Source organism: Actinomycetospora lemnae (assembly GCF_028737315.1).
In the GTDB taxonomy this organism is placed as follows: domain Bacteria; phylum Actinomycetota; class Actinomycetes; order Mycobacteriales; family Pseudonocardiaceae; genus Actinomycetospora; species Actinomycetospora lemnae.
Map to the genome: position 1 here is coordinate 498111 of NZ_JAQZAO010000001.1, position 19181 is coordinate 517291.

Sequence of the window (19181 nt, forward strand, 5' to 3'; positions counted from 1 at the left end):
GGTCGAGCTCCGCTGCGCTCCGTCTCCCACTCACCGGTCGAGCTCCGCTGCGCTCCGTCTCCCACGGGAAGGGAGTTCCGGCGCGGTCGCCGGACCTGCTTGAATGCCCGGACCGTAGGAGCGGGAGGTGTCGGGCTCGATGACCGACGAGCAGGCCACGGAGGTCTCGGAGGCGTCGGCGGTCACGCGCGCCACGGAGACCACGGAGGCCGCCGACGTCACGGACGGGGCGGTCCCCGACGGTGCCGCGCCGCCGGCCCCACCGGCCGCGCCGACCCCGGGACCCCCCGGGAGCGCGCCGTCGTTCCCGTCGGTGAGCTCCGCCGCGATCGACCCGGGACGCTGGGGCCGCGTCGACGCCGACGGGACGGTCTACGTGACGACCGCCGACGGCGAGCGGGCGGTCGGCTCCTGGCAGGCCGGTGACGCCGCCGAGGGCCTCGCCCACTTCGCGCTGCGCTTCGACGACGCCCGCGCCGAGACCGACCTGCTCGTCCGCCGCCTCACGGCCGGGCGCGGCGACGCGCGCGCCATCCTGCGCAGCGCCACTGCCCTGCGCGAGCGCCTCGCCGACGCCGCGGTCGTCGGCGACGTGGTCGGGCTCTCCCACCGCCTCGACGCCGTCGTCGCCGCGGCCGAGCGCGCCGAGGAGGCCGAGCGCGCCGCCCGCGCGGGCGCCCGTGAGGACGCGGTGGCGCGCAAGGAGGCCCTCATCGCCGAGGCCGAGACGCTGGCCGAGGAGACGACACGCTGGAAGCACGCCGGTGACCGCTTCCAGGCGATGATCGAGGAGTGGAAGTCGGTCAAGGGGATCGACCGCAAGACCGACGACGCCCTGTGGAAGCGCTTCTCCCGGGCGCGCGAGACGTTCGCCCGCCGCCGCGGCGCCCACTTCGCCGAGCTCGACCGCGCTCGCACCGCCGCCAAGGGCCGCAAGGAGGAGCTGGTCGCCGAGGCCGAGTCGCTCGTCGACTCCACCGACTGGGGCCCGACCGCCGGGCGCTACAAGGAGCTCATGGCCGACTGGAAGGCTGCCGGGCGCACCACCAAGGAGGCCGACGACGCCCTGTGGGCGCGGTTCCGGGGTGCCCAGGACACGTTCTTCTCGCGCCGGTCGGCCGCCTTCTCGGCCCGCGACGCCGAGTTCGAGGGCAACGCGGCGGCGAAGGAGGAGCTCCTCGCCGAGGCCGCGCGGATCGACCTCTCCGACGTCGACGCGGCCCGCGCCGCGCTGCGCGACGTGCAGGAGCGCTGGGACGCGATCGGCAAGGTGCCGCGCGAGCGGGTGCGCGAGTTCTCGGCACGGCTCAAGGAGGTCGAGGACCGGGTGCGCGCCGCGGTCGACCGCCGCTGGCAGGCCAGCGACCCCGAGACCGAGGCGCGCGTCGGGCAGTTCCGGGCCCGCGTCGAGCAGTACGAGGCGCAGGCCGCCAAGGCCCACGCCGCGGGCGACCGTCGCCGCGCGCAGGAGGCCGAGCGCCAGGCCGCGCAGTGGCGTGAGTGGCTCGCCGCCGCGGAGGACGCGACCCGGTAGGCGGGACTACCGCCGCGAGAAGGCGTAGCTCGCCCACCGCGCGGCGAGCACGATCATCGCCAGCAGGGCGAGCCAGAGCCCGATCCCGGGGCCGGTGCCGGCGCTGGTGTTCTGCGACCAGATCGCCCACAGCCCCGTCACCGACGTGATCGTGCACCCGGCCGCGGTGACGAACACCGCCGGCCAGCGTCCGGTGAGCAGCGAGACCGCGGTGCCGATCACGCCGAACACCACCGCGAGCGTGCCGAACAGCCGCGGCAGGCCGGTGACACCGGGCCGGCCGAGGACGACCTCCCAGCCGGACGCGCCGAGCCCCGTCCACGGCAGCACCGCGGCGAGCAGCAGGACGAGCACCGCGACGGCGGCGACGAGCGCGCCGGGCCCGAAGTCGACGCGCGCCGAGGGCCGGGGCGGCGCCGGCGGGCGGCCGTCGGTGGAGCGGTCGGTCACGGCTCAGACCTCCTGCAGGGTGGCCGAGCACCCGGACACCGGGGCGGCGGGAGCGGCCGGCGGGCCGAGCGTCGGCAGGCCGAGCCCGGTGGTGCGCGGCGTGGTGGGTCGCTGCCCCGCGGCGTGGGCGTCGCCCGCGCGGGTGCGGCGGTGGGTCAGGACGTCCCCGTCGGCGACGACGTGGTGCGGGGCGCCGTACGTGGCGCGGACGGTGACGACGTCTCCGGGCCGGATCTCCTCCGTGGTGCCCGTCGGCGTGAAGTGCACCAGTCGGCCGTCGCGTGCCCGCCCGCTCATCCGCCGGGTCGCGGTGTCCTTGCGGCCCTCGCCGGTGGAGACGATCAGCTCGAGCTCACGCCCGACCTGCTCCCGGTTGAGCTGCAGGGAGATCTCCTCCTGCAGCGCGACGAGCCGGTCGTACCGCTCCTGCACGACGGCCTTCGGCACCTGGTCGGGCAACGTGGCGGCGGGTGTGCCGGGCCGGGGTGAGTACTGGAACGTGAAGGCCTGGCTGAACCGCGAGGCCTCGACGACGCGCAGGGTCTCGACGAAGTCCTCCTCGGTCTCGCCGGGGAAGCCGACGATGATGTCCGTGGTCAGCGCCGCGTCGGGCATCGCGGTGCGGACCTCGTCGACGATGTCGAGGTAGCGCTTCGCCCGGTACGAGCGGCGCATGGCCTTGAGCACCCGGTCCGAGCCGGACTGCAGCGGCATGTGCAGCTGCGGGCACACGTTCGGCGTCTCGGCCATCGCCGTGATGACGTCGGAGGTGAAGTCCCGCGGGTGCGGGCTCGTGAAGCGGACCCGCTCGAGGCCGTCGACGCGCCCGCACGCCCGCAACAGGTCGGCGAAGGCGGTGCGCCCGCTCGCGCGGTCGTCGAACGAGACGCCGTAGGCGTTGACGTTCTGCCCGAGCAGCGTCACCTCGAGGACGCCCTCGGCGACCAGCGCCTCGACCTCGGCGAGGATCTCGCCGGGCCGCCGGTCGACCTCCTTGCCGCGCAGCGACGGCACGATGCAGAAGGTGCAGGTGTTGTTGCAGCCGACCGAGATCGACACCCAGCCCGCGTAGGCGGAGTCGCGGCGGGCGGGCAGGTGCGACGGGAAGGTCTCGAGCGCCTCGAGGATCTCGACCTGCGCCTCGCCGTTGTGCCGCGCGCGCTCCAGCAGCGCCGGCAGCGAGCCGGTGTTGTGGGTGCCGAAGACGACGTCGACCCACGGCGCCTTCGCGACGACGGTGTCGCGGTCCTTCTGCGCGAGGCAGCCGCCGACCGCGATCTGCATCCCGGGCCGGCGGGCCTTCTCCGGCGCCAGGCGCCCGAGCTGGCCGTAGAGCTTGTTGTCGGCGTTCTCGCGGACCGCGCAGGTGTTGAACACGACGAGGTCGGCGCCGTCGGCGTCGGCGGTGTGCGCGTAGCCCGCCTCCTCGAGCACGCCCGCGAGGCGCTCGGAGTCGTGCACGTTCATCTGGCACCCGTGGGTGCGGATGTGGAAGGTCGGCGCGGTGTCGATGGTCGAGCTCCGCTCCGCTACGTCTCCTGCGCTCATCGCCACCCAGGGTAGGCGCCCCTCACGTGCCGAGCGTGCTGGCATCGAAGTCCTCCCGGCGGCCGGTGGTCGCGCGGTTCACACCCCACAGGACGACCCCCAGGAGCAGCAGGATCCCCGCGAACAGGTACTCCTTCGGCGGGCGCCCGGAGAACGGGCTCGCGAGGAAGGCGCACAGCACGGCGGCGACGACCGGGATCGCCGTCGGGGCTCGGAAATGGCGGTGGCCGACCTCGTCGCGGCGCAGCACCAGCACCGCGATGTTGACCAGCGTGAACACCGCGAGCAGCAGCAACGAGGTCATGCTGCCGAGCTCGGAGATCTCCAGGAGGAGCACCAGCACGATCGCGAGCGCGCTGGTCACGACGATCGCCAGCCACGGCGTGCGCCGGCCCGGGTGCACCCGGGAGAACGCGTCCGGGATGATCCGCTCCCGCCCCATCCCGTAGAGCAGGCGGCTGGCCATCATCATGTTGATCAGCGCGGTGTTCGTGACGGCGAAGAGCGTGATGGCCGCGAACACGACGGCCGGGAACGACGGCGACGCGGTCTGGACCACCCGCAGCAGCGCCCCGCTCTCCGCGGCGGCGAGCTCCTCGGTGGGCACGAGCGTCGAGGCCAGCAGCGCGACGACCAGGTAGATCGTCGCCGTGATGCCCATCGCGAGCAGCATCGCGCGGGGGAACGTCCGGGGCGGGTCGACGGTCTCCTCGGCCATGTTCACCGAGTCCTCGAACCCGACCATCGCGAAGAAGGCGAGCGCGGTCGCCGACGAGATCGCGAGCAGCACGGCCGGCTCGGAGAAGATCGAGCTGTCGGGCGCCGAGGTGGCGAACTGCCCCAGCCGCGACGCGTCGCCGGCCCCGTTGATCACCGCCCAGGCGCCCAGCACGATGACGATGGCCAGGCCGAGGAGCTCGATGCTCGTGAGCACGACGTTCACGCGCACCGACTCTCCGACGCCCCGGAAGTTGATGACGGCCAGCATCACGAGGAACGCCACGACCACGAGCGGCGTGACCCACCCCGGCAGCTCGCCGACGATCGCCTCGAGGTTCCGCCCGCCGAACGCCTGCGCCGCCGAGGCCGCCGACGTGATGCCCGAGCACATCACGGTGAACGCGACGACGAAGGTCAGGAACGGCCGGCGGAACGCCAGCTGGGTGTAGAGGGCGGCGCCCGCCGCCCGCGGGTACTTGCCGACCAGCTCGAGGTAGCTGAACGCGGTCATGAAGGCGACGACGAACGCCAGCAGGAACGGCAACCACAGCGCGCCACCGACGCGTTCCGACACCGTCCCGGTCAGCGCGTAGATCGTCGTGCCGAGGATGTCGCCGATGATGAAGAAGACGAGCAGCTTGGGGCCGATCGCCCGGACCAGGGACCCCTCGCCCGAGGCGTCGGTCGCGGTGGCGTTCGCGGTGTCGTCGGGCACGGGGGCAGCCTGCCGTGGACGGCCTGACCGCGCACCGGTCGATCGCGTCCCCGGGCTGGCACGATGCCCGGATGAGCCGGGCCGTGGGTCGCCGCACGGTGCTGCGCGCCGGGCTGGGCGCCGGCCTGGGCGCGGCGACGCTGCTCGCCGCGGGCTGCACCCGGCCGGACGCGACGCCGGTCGTCGTCGCGACCGGGGGTCCCCAGGGCGTCTACCGCCGCCTCGGTGAGGCGCTGGCCGCGGTCTGGCGCACCGACCCGGGCGTGCCGACCGGGGTGCTGGGCAGCGAGGGGTCGGTCGACAACGTCGGGATGCTCGTGTCCGGGCGCGCGCGGGCCGCGTTCTGCGCGGCGGACGTCGCCGTCGACGGCGCCGTCGACGGGGCGCGCCCGCGCTTCCCCCTGCAGGCGCTGGCCCGGGTGCACGACGACGCGATCCACGTCGTCGTCCCCGCCGAGTCCCCGATCCGCCGCCTCGCCGACCTCGCCGGGCGCCGGGTGTCGGTGGGCGCGCGCAACTCCGGGGTGCTCGTCATCGCGCCGCGCCTGCTCCAGACCGTCGGCCTCACGGCCGAGCGCGACACCGAGGCCGTGCTGCTGGGGCTCGACGACTCGGCGGCGGCCCTGGAGCGCGGGGAGATCGACGCCTTCTTCTGGTCCGGCGGGGTGCCCACCGCCGGCGTCGACCGCCTGGCCCGCGCCCGCCCCGTGCGGCTGCTCGACCTCGGCGAGGAGACCGCGCGCCTGCGCACCCGCTACCCCGTCTACGACGTCACCACGGCGCCCGCCGGCACCTACGGTCTCGTCGACCCGGTCAGCACGACGACCGTGCGCAACGTCCTGCTCGTCACCGCGGACCTGCCCGCCGACCTCGCCCAGGACCTCGTGCGCGTCATGCTCGAGAACCGCGCGGCCCTCGCCTCCGCCGACCCCGCCGGGCGCAGCATCGACCCGCGCACCGCCATCGGCACCCAGCCGGTGGCCCTGCACCCCGGTGCCGTCGCGGCCTACCGCGCGTTCAAGGGGATCTGAGCGGGCCGCTCCCCCGCCTCCCCGGCCGCGACGTCGGCCCGCTCGCCCTCGGCCTCCCGCGTCGCGGCCGGCGGCAGCCGCAGGACCACGCGCAGACCGCCGTCGTCGGGCAGCTGCAGCACGAGCTCGCCGCCCGCCCGCTCGGCCGCGCGCGCGGCGATCGCGAGGCCGAGCCCGGTGCCGTCGATCCCCGCGCCGACCTGGGCGGGCGCACGCCAGAAGCGGTCGGTCGCGCGGTCGAGCTCGGACGGGTCGAGGCCGCGGCCGTGGTCGCGCACGCCGACCTCGACGAACCCGTCGACGCGAGCGGTCGTCAGCTCGATCGCGGTGCCCGGCGGCGCGTACTTCACGGCGTTGTCGAGGACCGCGTCCAGCACGGCCACCACGGAGTCGACGTCCGAGCGCGCGACGAGCCCGCCCGGCCCGCTCCGGCGCAGCGACAGGCCCTCGTGCACGGCGAGCACGCCCCAGGCGTCGGCGCGGTCGGCGAGCACCGGGTCGATCGGCATCGCCACCGGCTGCGGCGGGCGCCCCTCGGCCCGGGCGAGGGCGAGCAGCGCGTCGAGCACCCCGGCGAGCCGGTCGGTCTCCTCCAGCGCCGCCCCGTGCTCCTCGCGCAGCGCGTCGTCGACCGTGGCACCCGGCGTGGCGAGGGCGGCACCGACGTTCTGCATCCGCAGCCGCAGCGCGGTCAGCGGGTTGCGCAGCTGGTGGCCGGCGTCCGCGACGAAGGCTCGCTGCGACTCCAGCGCGTGGGTCACCCCGGCCGCCATCTGGTCGAAGTGCCGGCTCAGGCGCCGCAGCTCGGGCGGCCCGCGCCCGTCGCCGACCGGCCGCGGCGCCCGGCCCGCGCGCACCGCCGCGGCGACCTGCGCCGTGCCGGCGTCGAGGCTCTCGACCGGCGCGAGGATCCAGCGCACCAGCGGCAGCGCGACCCCCGCCGCGACCGCGAGCGCCACCAGCCCGGCGGCGGCGAGCGCGGCCCAGGCGCGCAGCGTCTCCCAGCGCGCGGGGCTGGTCGGCGAGACCGTCACCGCCGCGCCCCGCACCTCGCCGCCCACGAGCACCGGCTCGGCCAGCAGCAGCGGCTCGCCGTCCCACGGCCACACGACCTCGGGGGGCTCCGAGCGCTGCCCGGCGAGCGCGAGCTGCACCCGGCGCGCCACCGGCTCCGGGACCGCCGGGCGCGACGACGCGAGCACCCGCCCCTCGCGGTCGACGACCAGCGCGGCGACCCCGTAGATCTCGTCGTACCGGGCGAGCTCGGCGGCCAGCGCGCTCGCGTCCCCGTCGCCGACGGGGCGCTGGGCCAGCGCGGCGAAGCGCGTCGTGTCACCGAGGCGGTCGGCGAACAGCCCCGACGTCGCGGCCGCCGCCGACGCCGCCGCGAGCGGCACCCCCAGCCCGAGCACCAGCAGCCCGACGAGCACCGAGAAGACGACGAGCAGCCGGGCGCGCACGGGTCAGCTCCCCGATCGACCGTCGAGCCCCGCGGCGGTCCGTCCCCCGGCGGCGAGGCGGTACCCCACGCCCCGCACCGTCGCCACCATCCCGGGGCGGGCGAGCTTGGTCCGGAGGGTGGCGACGTGGACGTCGAGCGTGCGGTCGGCACCCGCCCACCGCCGGCCCCACACCTCGGCGACGAGACGGTCGCGGGTGCACACCGCCCCGTCGGCGTCGGCGAGCAGGGCGAGCACCGCGAACTCCTTGCGCGAGAGCGCCACGTCGGCGCCGTCGACGGTCAGGGTGTGGCGGGCACGGTCGAGGACGACGCCGTCGCCGAGGTCGGTCACCGGGTCCGGGGTGGCGTGCTGGGCGGCGGTGGCACTGCGCCGGCGGCGCACGGCGTGGATGCGGGCGACGAGCTCGCCGACGTCGTAGGGCTTGACCAGGTAGTCGTCCGCGCCGTGGTGCAGCCCGAGGATGCGCTCGTCGACGCTGCCCCGGGCGCTGACGACGATCACCGGGACGTCGCCGGCCTCGCGGATGCGCCGGCACACCTCGAGCCCGTCGATGTCCGGCAGGCCGAGGTCGAGCAGCACGACGTCGGCGCCGGGCAGCTTCGGGAGCACGGCGAGCCCCTGGCCGACCCGCTCGACCTGCATCTCGTGGCGCGTCAGGGCGGCGCGCAGGGCGGCGGCGACCCGGTCGTCGTCCTCCACGACGAGCACCCGCACCTCGGCCTCCTCCCGCCACGCCGCCCGCGGATGACACCCGTGTGACGGCGTGGTCCGGCAACCCTAAGTCTTCCTCAAGAGCGTGGACGCCCTCCCGCACGCGCTGGCACCGTCCCTGCACCACCGGTGACGGCGGCACAGCGAGGAGGTCCGCGGGAGATGAGCGACGAGACCGCGCCGGACGCGGGAGCGTCCCCCGCGCCCCGGTCGGGCACACCGATGGTGCGCATGGCCGGGGTCGACAAGCACTTCGGGGACCTGCACGTGCTGCGCCACATCGACCTCGAGGTCGCCCGCGGCGAGGTCGTCGTCGTCCTCGGGCCCTCGGGCTCGGGCAAGTCGACGCTCTGCCGGGCGATCAACCGCCTCGAGCCGATCGACAGCGGCACCATCGAGATCGACGGCGTCCCGCTGCCGGCCGAGGGCCGGGAGCTCGCGAAGCTGCGCTCCGACGTGGGCATGGTGTTCCAGCAGTTCAACCTGTTCGCCCACATGACGATCCTCGACAACGTCACGCTGGCGCCGATGCGCGTGAAGGGCGTGTCGAAGGCCGACGCCCAGGAGCGGGCGCGGGCGCTGCTCGACCGGGTCGGCATCGGCGACCAGTCCGGCAAGTACCCCTCCCAGCTCTCCGGCGGCCAGCAGCAGCGCGTGGCCATCGCCCGCGCGCTCGCGATGCAGCCCAAGGTGATGCTCTTCGACGAGCCCACCTCGGCGCTCGACCCCGAGATGGTCGGCGAGGTCATCGACGTCATGGGCGGTCTCGCCCAGGACGGCATGACGATGGTCGTCGTCACCCACGAGATGGGCTTCGCCCGCCGGGCGGCGCACCGCGTCGTGTTCATGGCCGACGGCGAGATCGTCGAGGACACGACGCCGGACAGCTTCTTCTCCCGGCCCGCCACCGAACGGGCCCGCGACTTCCTCGGGAAGATCCTCACCCACTAGATCCGGCCAGGACAGTTCAGAAGGGAGCCGTCGATGAGACGTCTCGTCTCACTCCGCACGCTGGGCGTGCTCCTCGCGGTGCTCGCGATGGCGTTCGGCGCCGCGTGCGGTCGCGAGGGCAGTCCGGGTGGCCAGCCCGTCGCGGGGTCGCCCGTCGCCCAGAACGTGCAGGTCCCGGGCTCGCCGGTGTTCGCGCAGATGCAGCAGCGCGGGCGTGTCGTGCTCGGCGTCAAGAACGACCAGCCGGGTCTCGGCATCCAGGACCCGACCACCGGGCAGTACACCGGCTTCGACATCGAGATCGGCCGGATGGTCGCCGCGGGCCTGGGTTTTGCGCCCGAGCAGATCGAGTACCGCGTCATCCCGTCGGCCGCCCGCGAGGACGCGATCTCGCGCGGTGACGTCGACCTGTACGTCGGCACGTACACGATCAACGACAGCCGCAAGCAGCGCGTGGGCTTCGCCGGCCCGTACTTCGTCGCCGGCCAGGACCTCCTCGTCCGCGCCGACGACCAGTCGATCACCGGCCCGCAGACGCTGCAGGGCAAGCGGGTGTGCTCGGCGACCGGCTCGACCCCGATCCAGCGGGTCCGCGAGCAGAACCTCACGCAGAACGTGGTCGAGTTCCAGAACTACTCGCAGTGCGTCGACGCGCTGCGCGGCGGTCAGGTCGACGCCGTGACCACGGACAACGCGATCCTCGCCGGCTACGCCGCGCAGACGCCCGACCAGCTGCGCGTCGTGGGCCAGACGTTCTCCGAGGAGCCGTACGGGATCGGCATGAACCGCGACGACGCCGCGCTGCGCAACAAGGTCAACGACCTGCTCCAGGCCGCGGAGAACGACGGCACCTGGACGCGTCTCTACAACGAGACGCTGGGCCGCTCCGGCACCCCGGCCCCGCAGCCCCCGCCCATCGAGCGCTACTGAGGCACACCGTGGGAGGCCCGCCCGTGCCCCGGCACGGGCGGGCCCCCGCGGCACCCCCGAGGGAGGGCCCATGGACGTCCTGCTCGGCAACCTGCCCGAGTACCTCACCCGCTTCGGCGGCACGATCGGCCTGTTCGTCGTCTCGGGGATCGCCTCGCTGATCCTCGGCGTCGTCCTGGCCGCGATGCGGGTCAGCCCGGTGCCCGCCATGCGCATCGCCGGCACGGCCTACGTGACGCTGCTGCGCAACACCCCGCTGACCCTCGTGCTCTTCTTCTTCGCGCTCGGGTTCACGAAGCTCTTCTTCTACCTGCCGTTCTTCCTCCTGGCCGTCATCGGCCTCTCGCTCTACACCGCCGCGTTCGTCTGCGAGGTCGTGCGCGGCGGGATCAGCACCGTGTCCGCCGGCCAGGCCGAGGCGGCCCGCGCCCTCGGGCTGGGCTTCCGCCAGACGCTCACGGTCGTCGTGCTGCCGCAGGCGGTGCGCTCGGTCATGCCGCCGCTGACCAGCGTCCAGATCGCCCTGCTCAAGAACACGACCGTCGCCGCCGGCTCCTCGGTGTTCGAGGCCGGCGGGTTCTACCGCGCCGTGAACGAGCAGGGCGGCTCGACGCTCGTGGCCCTGCTGTGGGTCGCCCTGGGCTTCGTCATCCTCGTCATCCCCCTGACGGTGCTGCAGCGCCGGCTCGAGAAGCGCTGGAGCGTGTCCCGATGAGCGCCCCCACGGCGGTCCTCTTCGACGTCCCGGGCCCGAAGGCGCGGGCCCGCAACACCACCGCCGGCATCATCACGCTGCTCGTGGTGGCCGCCCTCGTCGGCGTCGTCATCTGGCGGCTCGCGGCGACCGGGCAGCTCGACGCCCGCGTGTGGGAGTGGCTCCTCTACGAGAACGTCCAGCTCGCGCTCCTCGACGGGCTGGTCAACACGCTGCGGGCGTTCGCGTCCGGCGCCGTGCTCGCGCTCGCCCTCGGGGCGGTGCTCGCCCTCGGGCGGCTCTCCGACCACCGGTGGCTGCGCTCGCTCTCGACCTGGGTCGTCGAGCTCTTCCGGGCCGTGCCGCTGGTCGTGCTGATGTTCCTCTTCTACTACGGCATGCCATCGGTCGGGATCACGGTCTCGACGTACGCCGCCGTGGTGCTGGGGCTGATGCTCTACAACGGCGCGGTGCTGGCCGAGGTCTTCCGCGCCGGCGTGCTCGCCGTGCCGCGCGGGCAGTCGGAGGCCGCGTACGCGCTGGGCCTGCGGAAGTCCGGCGTCATGCGGCTGGTGCTGCTGCCGCAGGCGGTCCGCTCGATGCTCCCGGCGATCGTGAGCCAGCTCGTGGTGCTGCTCAAGGACTCGGCGCTGGGCTTCCTCATCACCTACCCCGAGCTGCTCTTCCAGGCCCAGTACCTGGGGTCGAACGCGACCCTGGGCTCGCCGCTCATCCCGGTGGCGATGGTGGTCGCGGTCATCTACATCGCGCTCTGCCTGCTGCTCTCGGCCCTGGCCACGTGGCTCGAGGCCCGCACGCGCCGCAACCCGGCCGTCCTCGCCGTGGCACCCACCGAGCGCCCGCCCGCCGGATCCCGTGCCGGTGCGGGCGGCCCGCGGCCACGAGCTCGAGGCCCTCCGGCAGATCGAGATCGCGGCCGGCGCGGTGTTCCGCGAGGTCGGGATGGACCCGATCGCCGACGACGCCCCGCCCTCGGTCGTGGTGCTGCAGGGGGCGCTCGACCGCGGCGGGCTGTGGGTGGCCGCGGACGGCGACCGGCCCGTCGCCTACCTGATGGACGACGTCGTCGACGGCGAGGCGCACCTCGAGCAGGTGTCGGTGCACCCCGCCCACGCCCGGCGGGGCCTCGGGGCGCGGCTGGTGGAGGACCTCGCCGCCCGCGCCCGGTCCGCCGGCCGCGCGGCGGTCACGCTGACCACCTTCGTCGATGTCCCGTGGAACGCGCCCTACTACGCGCGGCTCGGCTTCCGCGTGCTCGCCGACGACGAGCTCGGCCCGGGTCTGCGCGCCGTGCGCCGGGCCGAGGTCGCCCGGGGGCTCGATCGCTGGCCGCGGGTCGCCATGCGCCTCGATCTCACCGAGGGTGATCGCTGACGGCTCTCAGAGCTTCCTCACCGTCTCCGCCTCGCTCCTTCTGCTACTCTCCGTGCAGAAAGATGGGAGGAGGGAGTGGCAGATGGGTGACGTCGAGGAGCTGCCGCCCGGCTACGTCAAGCCCACCCGCGCCGGACGTGTGGGGTACGCCGTCGCCACGCTGGGATTCGTCTGCGGCACCGTCTTCCTCCTGTGGCAGGGCGGCTCGGCCACCTGGGACGCGCTGATGCTGGCGGTGCGGGGCGAGGTCGTCTCGGCCCGGGTGGTCGACGTCGACCTGCACACGAGGATGGGCATGGCGGACGAGCTCTCCGTCGTCCCCGCCGGGGCCTCGGAGCCGGTGGAGATCAGCACCCGGCGCGAGGACATCCCCGTCGGGGCCGTGGTCGACGTCGTCGTCGACCCGTCCGACCCGACCCGCGCCGCCCTCGCGAGCGACGGGTGGCCCTGGATGGCCACGACCATGCCGTTCTTCCTCGCTCCGTTCGCCGCCCTGCTGGCCCTGCTGATGCTGGGCTTCGCCTGCGGCCAGCCCGTGTACCACCGCGAGCTGGACCCCGGCGCCGACGACCCCGACGAGCCGACCGACGCCACCCCGGACGAGTCCGCCGGCGGGACTGCCGACGCGGCCCCGGACGAGCCCGCCGCGGGGCGACCGGCGGGGCGACCGGCGGGGCGACCAGCGACGGGACCGCTCCCCCGCGCCGGGACGGCTGACCCCGAGCGCACCTGACGCGCCCGCCCGCAACGCCCGAGCCCGACGCGCCCGACGCGCCCGACGTGCCCGGCCGAACGCCCGAGCCCCGGTGGACCCGTGTCCTCGGGACACGGGTCCACCGCTGCGGCTCGGGACTCGACTCAGGCCTGGGCCCCGCCCCGCTCCTCGATGTGCCCGATGCGGTCGGCGTCGAGCGCCGAGCCGTTGTCCGGGCCCGGGGCGTCGAGCGAGCGAGCGCCCGCCGGCCCGCGCTTCTCCAGCTCCTGCCGCTTGAAGATCTTCTTACCGAGCCACACCAGCGGGTCGTACTTGCGGTCGACCACGCGCTCCTTCATGGGGATCAGCGCGTTGTCGGTGATCTTGATGTGCTCGGGGCAGACCTCGGTGCAGCACTTGGTGATGTTGCAGTACCCGAGGCCATGGTCCTCCTGCGCGTCCTCCTTGCGGTTGCGGACGTCGAGCGGGTGCATGTCCAGCTCGGCGATCCGCATGAGGTAGCGCGGGCCGGAGAACGGCTCCTTGTTCTCCTCGTGGTCGCGCACCACGTGGCAGACGTTCTGGCACAGGAAGCACTCGATGCACTTCCGGAACTCTTGCGAGCGCTCGACGTCCACCTGGGACATCCGGTACTCGCCGGGCGCGACGCCCTCGGGCGGCGCGAACGCCGGCACCTCCCGCGCCTTCGTGTAGTTGAAGTCGACGTCGGTGACGAGGTCGCGGATCACCGGGAACGTCCGGATCGGGGCGACCGAGATCTCCTCGTCCTCGCCGAACGTCGACATCCGCGTCATGCACATCAGCCGCGGGCGCCCGTTGACCTCGGCGCTGCACGAGCCGCACTTGCCGGCCTTGCAGTTCCAGCGCACCGCCATGTCGCCGGCCTGGGTGGCCTGCAGCCGGTGCATGATGTCGAGGACGACCTCGCCCTCCTCGACGTCCACGCGGTAGTCGACGAAGTCGCCGCCCTCCGCGTCGCCCCGCCAGACCTTGAACTTCGCCTGGTAGCCCATGCCTACGCTCCCCCTCCGGTGAGCTCGCCGCCCGGGTCGCCGCCGGTCTCCACGCTCGTCGAGCTCCGCTCCGCTTCGTCCCCGGCGTCCTCCGTGCCGCGCTCGGTGCCCCGGGGAGCGTCCGAACGGTGACCGCCCAGCTCGTCGCCGGTGTAGTACTTCTTGAGCTCGTCCATCTCGAAGAGGTCGAAGAGATCCGAGCGCATGGCCGGCTGGCCCTGGTGCTCGAGCGTGACCTCGCCGTCGCGCAGGGAGCAGACGAGCAGCTCGCGGCGCCAGTTCTCGTCCATCGTCGGGTAGTCGTCGCGGGTGTGGCCCCCGCGGCTCTCCTGCCGCTCGAGCGCGGCCATCGCGATGCACTCGCTGACCATGAGCATGTTGCGCAGGTCCAGCGCGAGGTGCCAGCCCGGGTTGTAGGCCCGGCGCCCGTCGACCGCGACGCGCGGGATGCGGTCGGCGAGTTCGTGGAGCTTCTTGAGCGCCAGCTCCATCTCGTCGGCCTTGCGGATGATGCCGACGAGGTCGTTCATCGTCTGCTGGAGTTCCTGGTGCACCGTGTAGGCGTTCTCGCCGCCGGAGTTCTGGATCGGGCGCAGCACGTCCTCGCGGGCCGCCGTCACCGACTCGTCCGACACGGTCGGCACCGTGTCGCCGAGCCCGTCGAGGTACGCCGCCGCTCCGGCGCCCGCGCGGCAGCCGAAGACCAGCAGGTCGGACAGCGAGTTGCCGCCCAGGCGGTTGGAGCCGTGCATGCCGCCCGCGACCTCGCCGGCCGCGAACAGGCCGGGCACCGCCGACGCCGCCGTGTCCGGGTCGACCTCGACCCCGCCCATGACGTAGTGGCAGGTCGGGCCGACCTCCATCGGGCCGGCGGTGATGTCGACGTCCGCCAGCTCCTTGAACTGGTGGTACATCGACGGAAGCCGCTTCGTGATCTCCGCGGCCGACATGCGGCTCGAGACGTCGAGGTAGACCCCGCCGGCCGGGGATCCCCGGCCCTCCTTGACCTCGTTGTTGATCGCGCGCGCGACCTCGTCACGGGGCAGGAGCTCGGGCGGGCGCCGGTTGTTGTCCGCGTCGGTGTACCAGCGGTCGCCCTCGTCCTCGCTGGTCGCGTACTGCTCGCGGAACACCTCGGGGATGTAGTTGAACATGAAGCGCTCGCCCTCGGAGTTCTTGAGGACGCCGCCGTCACCCCGGACCGACTCGGTCACGAGGATGCCCTTGACGCTGGGCGGCCAGACCATCCCCGTGGGGTGGAACTGGACGAACTCCATGTTCAGCAGCTTCGCCCCGGCGCGCATGGCCAGCGCGTGGCCGTCGCCGGTGTACTCCCACGAGTTGCTCGTGACCTTGAACGACTTGCCGACGCCACCGGTCGCGAGCACCACCGCCGCCGCGTGGAAGCAGACCAGCTCGCCGGTCGGACGGCGGTAGCCGAAGGCGCCGGCGATCCGGTCGCCGTCCTTGAGCAGCTCGGTGATCGTGTACTCGTGGAAGACCGCGAGGTCGGACTCGTAGTCGCCGGAGCGGGCGAAGTCCTCCTGCTGCAGCGAGACGATCTTCTGCTGCAGGGTGCGGATCAGCTCGAGGCCGGTGCGGTCGCCGACGTGGGCGAGCCGCGGGAAGTTGTGCCCGCCGAAGTTCCGCTGGCTGATCTTGCCGTCGGGGGTGCGGTCGAACAGCGCCCCGTAGGTCTCGAGCTCCCAGACCCGCTGCGGCGCCTCCTTGGCGTGCAGCTCGGCCATGCGCCAGTTGTTGAGGAACTTGCCCCCGCGCATGGTGTCGCGGAAGTGGACCTCCCAGTTGTCGCGCGGGTTCGCGTTGCCCATCGACGCGGCGATCCCGCCCTCGGCCATGACCGTGTGGGCCTTGCCGAACAGCGACTTGCAGATGATCGCGACCCGCTTGCCCCGCAGGCGTGCCTCGATCGCGGCGCGCAGCCCGGCGCCTCCGGCGCCGATGACGACGACGTCGTAGGTGTGGTGGGTGACGGCGGTGTCGCCCGTCGCCTCCGCCTCGCTGGCCTCGAAGGCCGTGGTGGTTCCGGGGTCGGTCATCAGTTCACGATCCGCAGGTCGGAGATGGTGCCGCTCGCGACGAGCATGACGTAGAGATCCGTGAGGATCAGCGTCCCGATCGTCAGCCAGGCGAACAGCATGTGCCGGGTGTTGAGCTTCGAGAGCGTCGTCCAGAGGCGGTAGCGCACCGGGTGCTTCGAGAAGTGCTTGAGCCGCCCGCCGGTGACGTGGCGGCACGAGTGGCACGACAGCGTGTAGAGCCAGAGCCCGATGACGTTGATCAACAGGATGAGCGTGCCGAGCCCCAGCCCGAACGACGTCTGCCCCGTGGCCGGGTCGGTGCTCTGGAACGCCAGCAGCATGTCGTACGTGTTGAGGATCGAGATCAGGAACGCGACGTAGAAGAAGTACCGGTGCGCGTTCTGCAGGATCAGCGGGAACCGCGTCTCACCGCTGTAGGTGGTGTGCGGCTCCGCGACCGCGCATGCCGGCGGCGACGCCCAGAACGCCCGGTAGTACGACTTCCGGTAGTAGTAGCACGTCAGCCGGAACAGGAGCAGGAACGGCAGCGAGACCAGCGCGTAGGGCAGGAACCACGGCATCTCGCCGAACCACTGGCCGAGGTGGCTCGCCTCCGGGATGCACGAGGCGCTCACGCACGGCGAGTAGAACGGCGAGAGGTAGTGGTACTCCTCGACGTAGTACGCCGACCCCCAGAGTGAGCGGATCGTCGCGTAGACGACGAACGTCGCGAGCCCGAGTGCGTTGGCCAGGGGCGGCAGCCACCAGCGGTCGGTGCGCAGGGTGCGCTGTCGGATGTCGGGTCGCCCCGGCGCCGGCGGCCGGTACGTCCCGGAGTCGTGTGTGGTGGTCACGGCACCGGTCCTCGTCTTGGTCCTCGTCTGCGGTGACGGGCGCGCATCGGCGGGGTCCTGCCGCCGGCCGCACGGCCGGTGGCGATGCGTTCCGCGGACGCGACGCTCTGTGGTGCGCCGCACACTACGACGCGTCAAACATCGATGTCGCCCGGGTCACCCTCGTGCCGCGGGGTGACGATGGCCACTTCGCTGATCGACAGAGCGCGGTCCGGGCGCCCGACGGGATCATCCGTCCTGGTCAGCGGCCTCGTGCAGGGCCTCGAGGGTGTCCTCGGCGGCGTCCCGCTCGGCCAGCGCCTCGCGGACCACGGTGTACGCGACACCCGCGTCGTAGCCCTTGCGGGCGAGCATGCCGACGAGGCGGCGGGCGGCCACCGCGTGGTCCAGGCGGGCCATCGCGGGCAGGCGGCGGTCGACCAGCTCGCGGGCCCGGGCGCGCTCGTCGTCCCGCCCGATCTCGTCGACGGCCGTGCTCGCCGTCTCCCGGTCGACGCCCTTGCGGTGCAGCTCGCCGGCCAGGGCCCGCTTGCCGAGCCCCTGGTGGCGGTGCCGCGACGACACCCACTGCTCGGCGAACGCGGCGTCGTCGACCAGCTTGGCCGCGGCCAGCCGGTCGAGCACACGCCTGGCGACGTCGTCCTCGACGCCGCGCCGGGCCAGACCGTCGGCGAGCTCGGCCCGGGAGCGGGCGCGGCTGGTGAGCAGGTTCAGGCAGATCGTGCGCGCGACGGACTCGGGGTCGGCGGGCGGGTCGTCACCGGCGGCGTCCGCGCTGCCGGTGCCGTCCGCGTCGAGGCCCACGGGATCGGACGGAGCCGGCGTGCGCCCCCGCGACGACCGCCGCCGCCCGACCCCCTCGCGGGCACTCCCCTGGCGACCGGCCACGCCGGTCAGAAGTCGACCGGGGCGGGCGCGCTGTCGTCGGCGTCGAGCTTCGGCCCGATGCCGAGCTTGTCCTTGATCCGCTTCTCGATCTCGAGCGCGACGTCCGGGTTGTCCTTGAGGAACTTCCGGGCGTTCTCCTTGCCCTGCCCCAGCTGGTCGCCCTCGTAGGTGTACCAGGCCCCCGACTTGCGGACGATCGCCTGCTCGACACCCATGTCGATCAGCGAGCCCTCCTTCGAGATGCCGTGGCCGTAGATCATGTCGAACTCGGCCTGCTTGAACGGCGGGGCCACCTTGTTCTTGACGACCTTGACCCGCGTGCGGTTGCCGACCGCGTCGGCGCCGTCCTTGAGCGTCTCGATGCGGCGGATGTCGAGGCGGACCGAGGAGTAGAACTTCAGCGCCCGGCCACCCGTCGTGGTCTCCGGGGAGCCGAACATGACGCCGACCTTCTCGCGCAACTGGTTGATGAAGATCGCCGTGGTGCCCGAGGCGTTGAGCGCGCCGGTGATCTTCCGGAGGGCCTGGCTCATGAGGCGGGCCTGCAGACCCACGTGGCTGTCGCCCATGTCGCCCTCGATCTCGGCGCGCGGCACGAGCGCGGCCACCGAGTCGACGACGATGACGTCGAGGGCGTTCGAGCGGATCAGCATGTCCATGATCTCGAGCGCCTGCTCACCCGTGTCGGGCTGCGCCACCAGCAGCGCGTCCGTGTCGACCCCGAGCGCCTTGGCGTACTCCGGGTCGAGCGCGTGCTCGGCGTCGATGAACGCCGCGATGCCGCCCTGGGCCTGCGCGTTGGCGACGGCGTGCAGCGTCACCGTCGTCTTGCCCGAGGACTCCGGACCGTAGATCTCGACCACCCGGCCGCGGGGCAGCCCGCCGACCCCGAGCGCCACGTCGAGCGCGATCGAGCCGGTGGGGATGACGTTGACCGGGGCCCGGCCCTCGTCCCCGAGCCGCATGACCGAGCCCTTGCCGAACTGCTTGTCGATCTGCGCGAGGGCGAGCTCGAGCGCCTTGTCGCGATCCGGTGCCTGTGGCATGGGGTGTCACCTCGGTGTCAGGGGGTCGACTCTCGGACGCCGACGCTAGGCGGGGGGTCCGACAGCGCGGTGCCGGAGCCGGTCGCCCTGGGGACGGACGGGACGGTTGTGGACGGACGGCGGCGACGCTGGTGCCGCTGCGCGACCGTACGGAGCAGGGTAGACGAACACGTGTTCGATCCGGGAGCCCCGCCCGGTCCGGGCGTGTCGGCTGCGCACGGGCACGCTGACCGGCCTCTCACCGGTCCCTCACCGGCGCTCGGCGGGCACCTCGAACTCCGCGCACACCACCCGCCAGACGTCGCGGGGCTCGTCGCCGTCCTCGAGCGCCTGCTCGACGGTGCGACCGTCGAGGCCGCCGAAGACGTGGTCGCGGGAGATCGACGCGGCGCGGACGCCGCCGAACTCCTCGTCCATCAGCTGCCGGAAGTGAGTCAGCCGCACGGCTCCACGATAGGTCGGCCGCCCGCGGTGCCCGACG

At 73.5% G+C, this 19181-nt stretch carries 18 protein-coding genes and 1 pseudogene; 8 read left to right on the forward strand and 11 right to left on the reverse strand.

Annotated features, from left to right (window positions below):
* The first annotated feature begins 139 nt into the window (after positions 1 to 139).
* Entirely contained in the window at positions 140 to 1534 is a 1395-nt protein-coding gene (locus PGB27_RS02425) for a DUF349 domain-containing protein (protein ID WP_274198736.1), read from the forward strand.
* A gap of 6 nt (positions 1535 to 1540) precedes the next feature.
* On the opposite strand, the gene PGB27_RS02430 is transcribed toward PGB27_RS02425, so the two are convergent.
* Genes PGB27_RS02430 through PGB27_RS02440 form a run of 3 tightly spaced genes read right to left on the reverse strand, consistent with a single transcriptional unit; the run spans position 1541 to position 4967 of the window.
* The gene (locus PGB27_RS02430) at positions 1541 to 1984 is read right to left on the reverse strand and encodes an Rv2732c family membrane protein (protein ID WP_274198737.1); all 444 of its coding nucleotides are present in this window, start codon (positions 1982 to 1984) and stop codon (positions 1541 to 1543) included.
* Between the two features lie 3 nt (positions 1985 to 1987).
* Complete coding sequence (miaB, locus tag PGB27_RS02435; protein WP_274198738.1) at positions 1988 to 3532, reverse strand: tRNA (N6-isopentenyl adenosine(37)-C2)-methylthiotransferase MiaB; 1545 nt, start codon at positions 3530 to 3532, stop codon at positions 1988 to 1990.
* Positions 3533 to 3554: 22 nt separating this feature from the next.
* Positions 3555 to 4967: an APC family permease gene (locus PGB27_RS02440; RefSeq protein WP_274198739.1), complete on the reverse strand. Its 1413-nt coding sequence runs from the start codon at positions 4965 to 4967 to the stop codon at positions 3555 to 3557.
* A 71-nt stretch (positions 4968 to 5038) separates the two neighbouring features.
* On the opposite strand from PGB27_RS02440, the gene PGB27_RS02445 reads away from it, so the two are divergent.
* Positions 5039 to 5998: a TAXI family TRAP transporter solute-binding subunit gene (locus PGB27_RS02445; RefSeq protein ID WP_274198740.1), complete on the forward strand. Its 960-nt coding sequence runs from the start codon at positions 5039 to 5041 to the stop codon at positions 5996 to 5998.
* Here PGB27_RS02445 and PGB27_RS02450 read toward each other — a convergent pair.
* Together PGB27_RS02450 and PGB27_RS02455 are read right to left on the reverse strand one after the other, a co-directional pair.
* Positions 5974 to 7458: an ATP-binding protein gene (locus PGB27_RS02450; protein ID WP_274198741.1), complete on the reverse strand. Its 1485-nt coding sequence runs from the start codon at positions 7456 to 7458 to the stop codon at positions 5974 to 5976. The genes PGB27_RS02445 and PGB27_RS02450 overlap by 25 nt on opposite strands.
* Before the next feature lie 3 nt (positions 7459 to 7461).
* A complete protein-coding gene (locus tag PGB27_RS02455; RefSeq protein ID WP_274198742.1) occupies positions 7462 to 8175 on the reverse strand; it encodes a response regulator transcription factor in 714 nt (237 codons plus the stop codon).
* A gap of 219 nt (positions 8176 to 8394) precedes the next feature.
* Between PGB27_RS02455 and PGB27_RS02460 the strand changes: the two genes are divergently transcribed.
* The 6 genes and pseudogenes from PGB27_RS02460 (at position 8395) to PGB27_RS02485 (ending at position 12875) form a co-directional block, all read left to right on the forward strand.
* A complete protein-coding gene (locus PGB27_RS02460) occupies positions 8395 to 9123 on the forward strand; it encodes an amino acid ABC transporter ATP-binding protein (protein ID WP_274198990.1) in 729 nt (242 codons plus the stop codon).
* A 33-nt stretch (positions 9124 to 9156) separates the two neighbouring features.
* Positions 9157 to 10053 carry a glutamate ABC transporter substrate-binding protein gene (locus PGB27_RS02465; protein WP_274198743.1) on the forward strand — a complete coding sequence of 299 codons (897 nt, stop codon included), beginning with the start codon at positions 9157 to 9159 and terminating at the stop codon, positions 10051 to 10053.
* A gap of 70 nt (positions 10054 to 10123) precedes the next feature.
* Positions 10124 to 10768: an amino acid ABC transporter permease gene (locus PGB27_RS02470; RefSeq protein WP_274198744.1), complete on the forward strand. Its 645-nt coding sequence runs from the start codon at positions 10124 to 10126 to the stop codon at positions 10766 to 10768.
* Positions 10765 to 11601: pseudogene (locus PGB27_RS02475) on the forward strand (amino acid ABC transporter permease); the annotation flags it as partial. The gene PGB27_RS02470 and the pseudogene PGB27_RS02475, both read left to right, overlap by 4 nt.
* Positions 11602 to 11623: 22 nt before the next feature.
* Entirely contained in the window at positions 11624 to 12142 is a 519-nt protein-coding gene (locus tag PGB27_RS02480) for a GNAT family N-acetyltransferase (RefSeq protein WP_274198745.1), read from the forward strand.
* Between the two features lie 82 nt (positions 12143 to 12224).
* Positions 12225 to 12875, forward strand: a complete 651-nt coding sequence (locus PGB27_RS02485) for a DUF3592 domain-containing protein (protein WP_274198746.1) — start codon at positions 12225 to 12227, stop codon at positions 12873 to 12875.
* A 125-nt stretch (positions 12876 to 13000) separates the two neighbouring features.
* Here the strand turns inward: PGB27_RS02485 and PGB27_RS02490 are convergent, their stop codons facing one another.
* The 6 genes from PGB27_RS02490 to PGB27_RS02515 all read right to left on the reverse strand — a co-directional run bounded on the left by PGB27_RS02490 (position 13001) and on the right by PGB27_RS02515 (position 19144).
* Positions 13001 to 13870, reverse strand: a complete 870-nt coding sequence (locus PGB27_RS02490) for a succinate dehydrogenase/fumarate reductase iron-sulfur subunit (protein WP_274198747.1) — start codon at positions 13868 to 13870, stop codon at positions 13001 to 13003.
* Positions 13871 to 13872: 2 nt separating this feature from the next.
* Positions 13873 to 15930, reverse strand: coding sequence for a fumarate reductase/succinate dehydrogenase flavoprotein subunit (locus tag PGB27_RS02495; protein WP_274198748.1), 2058 nt, complete (start codon positions 15928 to 15930; stop codon positions 13873 to 13875).
* On the reverse strand, positions 15930 to 16766 hold the full coding sequence (locus tag PGB27_RS02500) for a hypothetical protein (protein ID WP_274198749.1): 837 nt from the start codon (positions 16764 to 16766) through the stop codon (positions 15930 to 15932). Before PGB27_RS02500 ends, PGB27_RS02495 begins: the two co-directional genes overlap by 1 nt.
* 228 nt (positions 16767 to 16994) lie before the next feature.
* Positions 16995 to 17570, reverse strand: coding sequence for a regulatory protein RecX (locus PGB27_RS02505; protein WP_274198750.1), 576 nt, complete (start codon positions 17568 to 17570; stop codon positions 16995 to 16997).
* A gap of 89 nt (positions 17571 to 17659) precedes the next feature.
* Positions 17660 to 18700, reverse strand: coding sequence for a recombinase RecA (recA, locus tag PGB27_RS02510; protein WP_274198751.1), 1041 nt, complete (start codon positions 18698 to 18700; stop codon positions 17660 to 17662).
* Between the two features lie 249 nt (positions 18701 to 18949).
* Positions 18950 to 19144 carry a DUF3046 domain-containing protein gene (locus PGB27_RS02515; protein WP_274198752.1) on the reverse strand — a complete coding sequence of 65 codons (195 nt, stop codon included), beginning with the start codon at positions 19142 to 19144 and terminating at the stop codon, positions 18950 to 18952.
* Between the last annotated feature and the right edge of the window lie 37 nt (positions 19145 to 19181).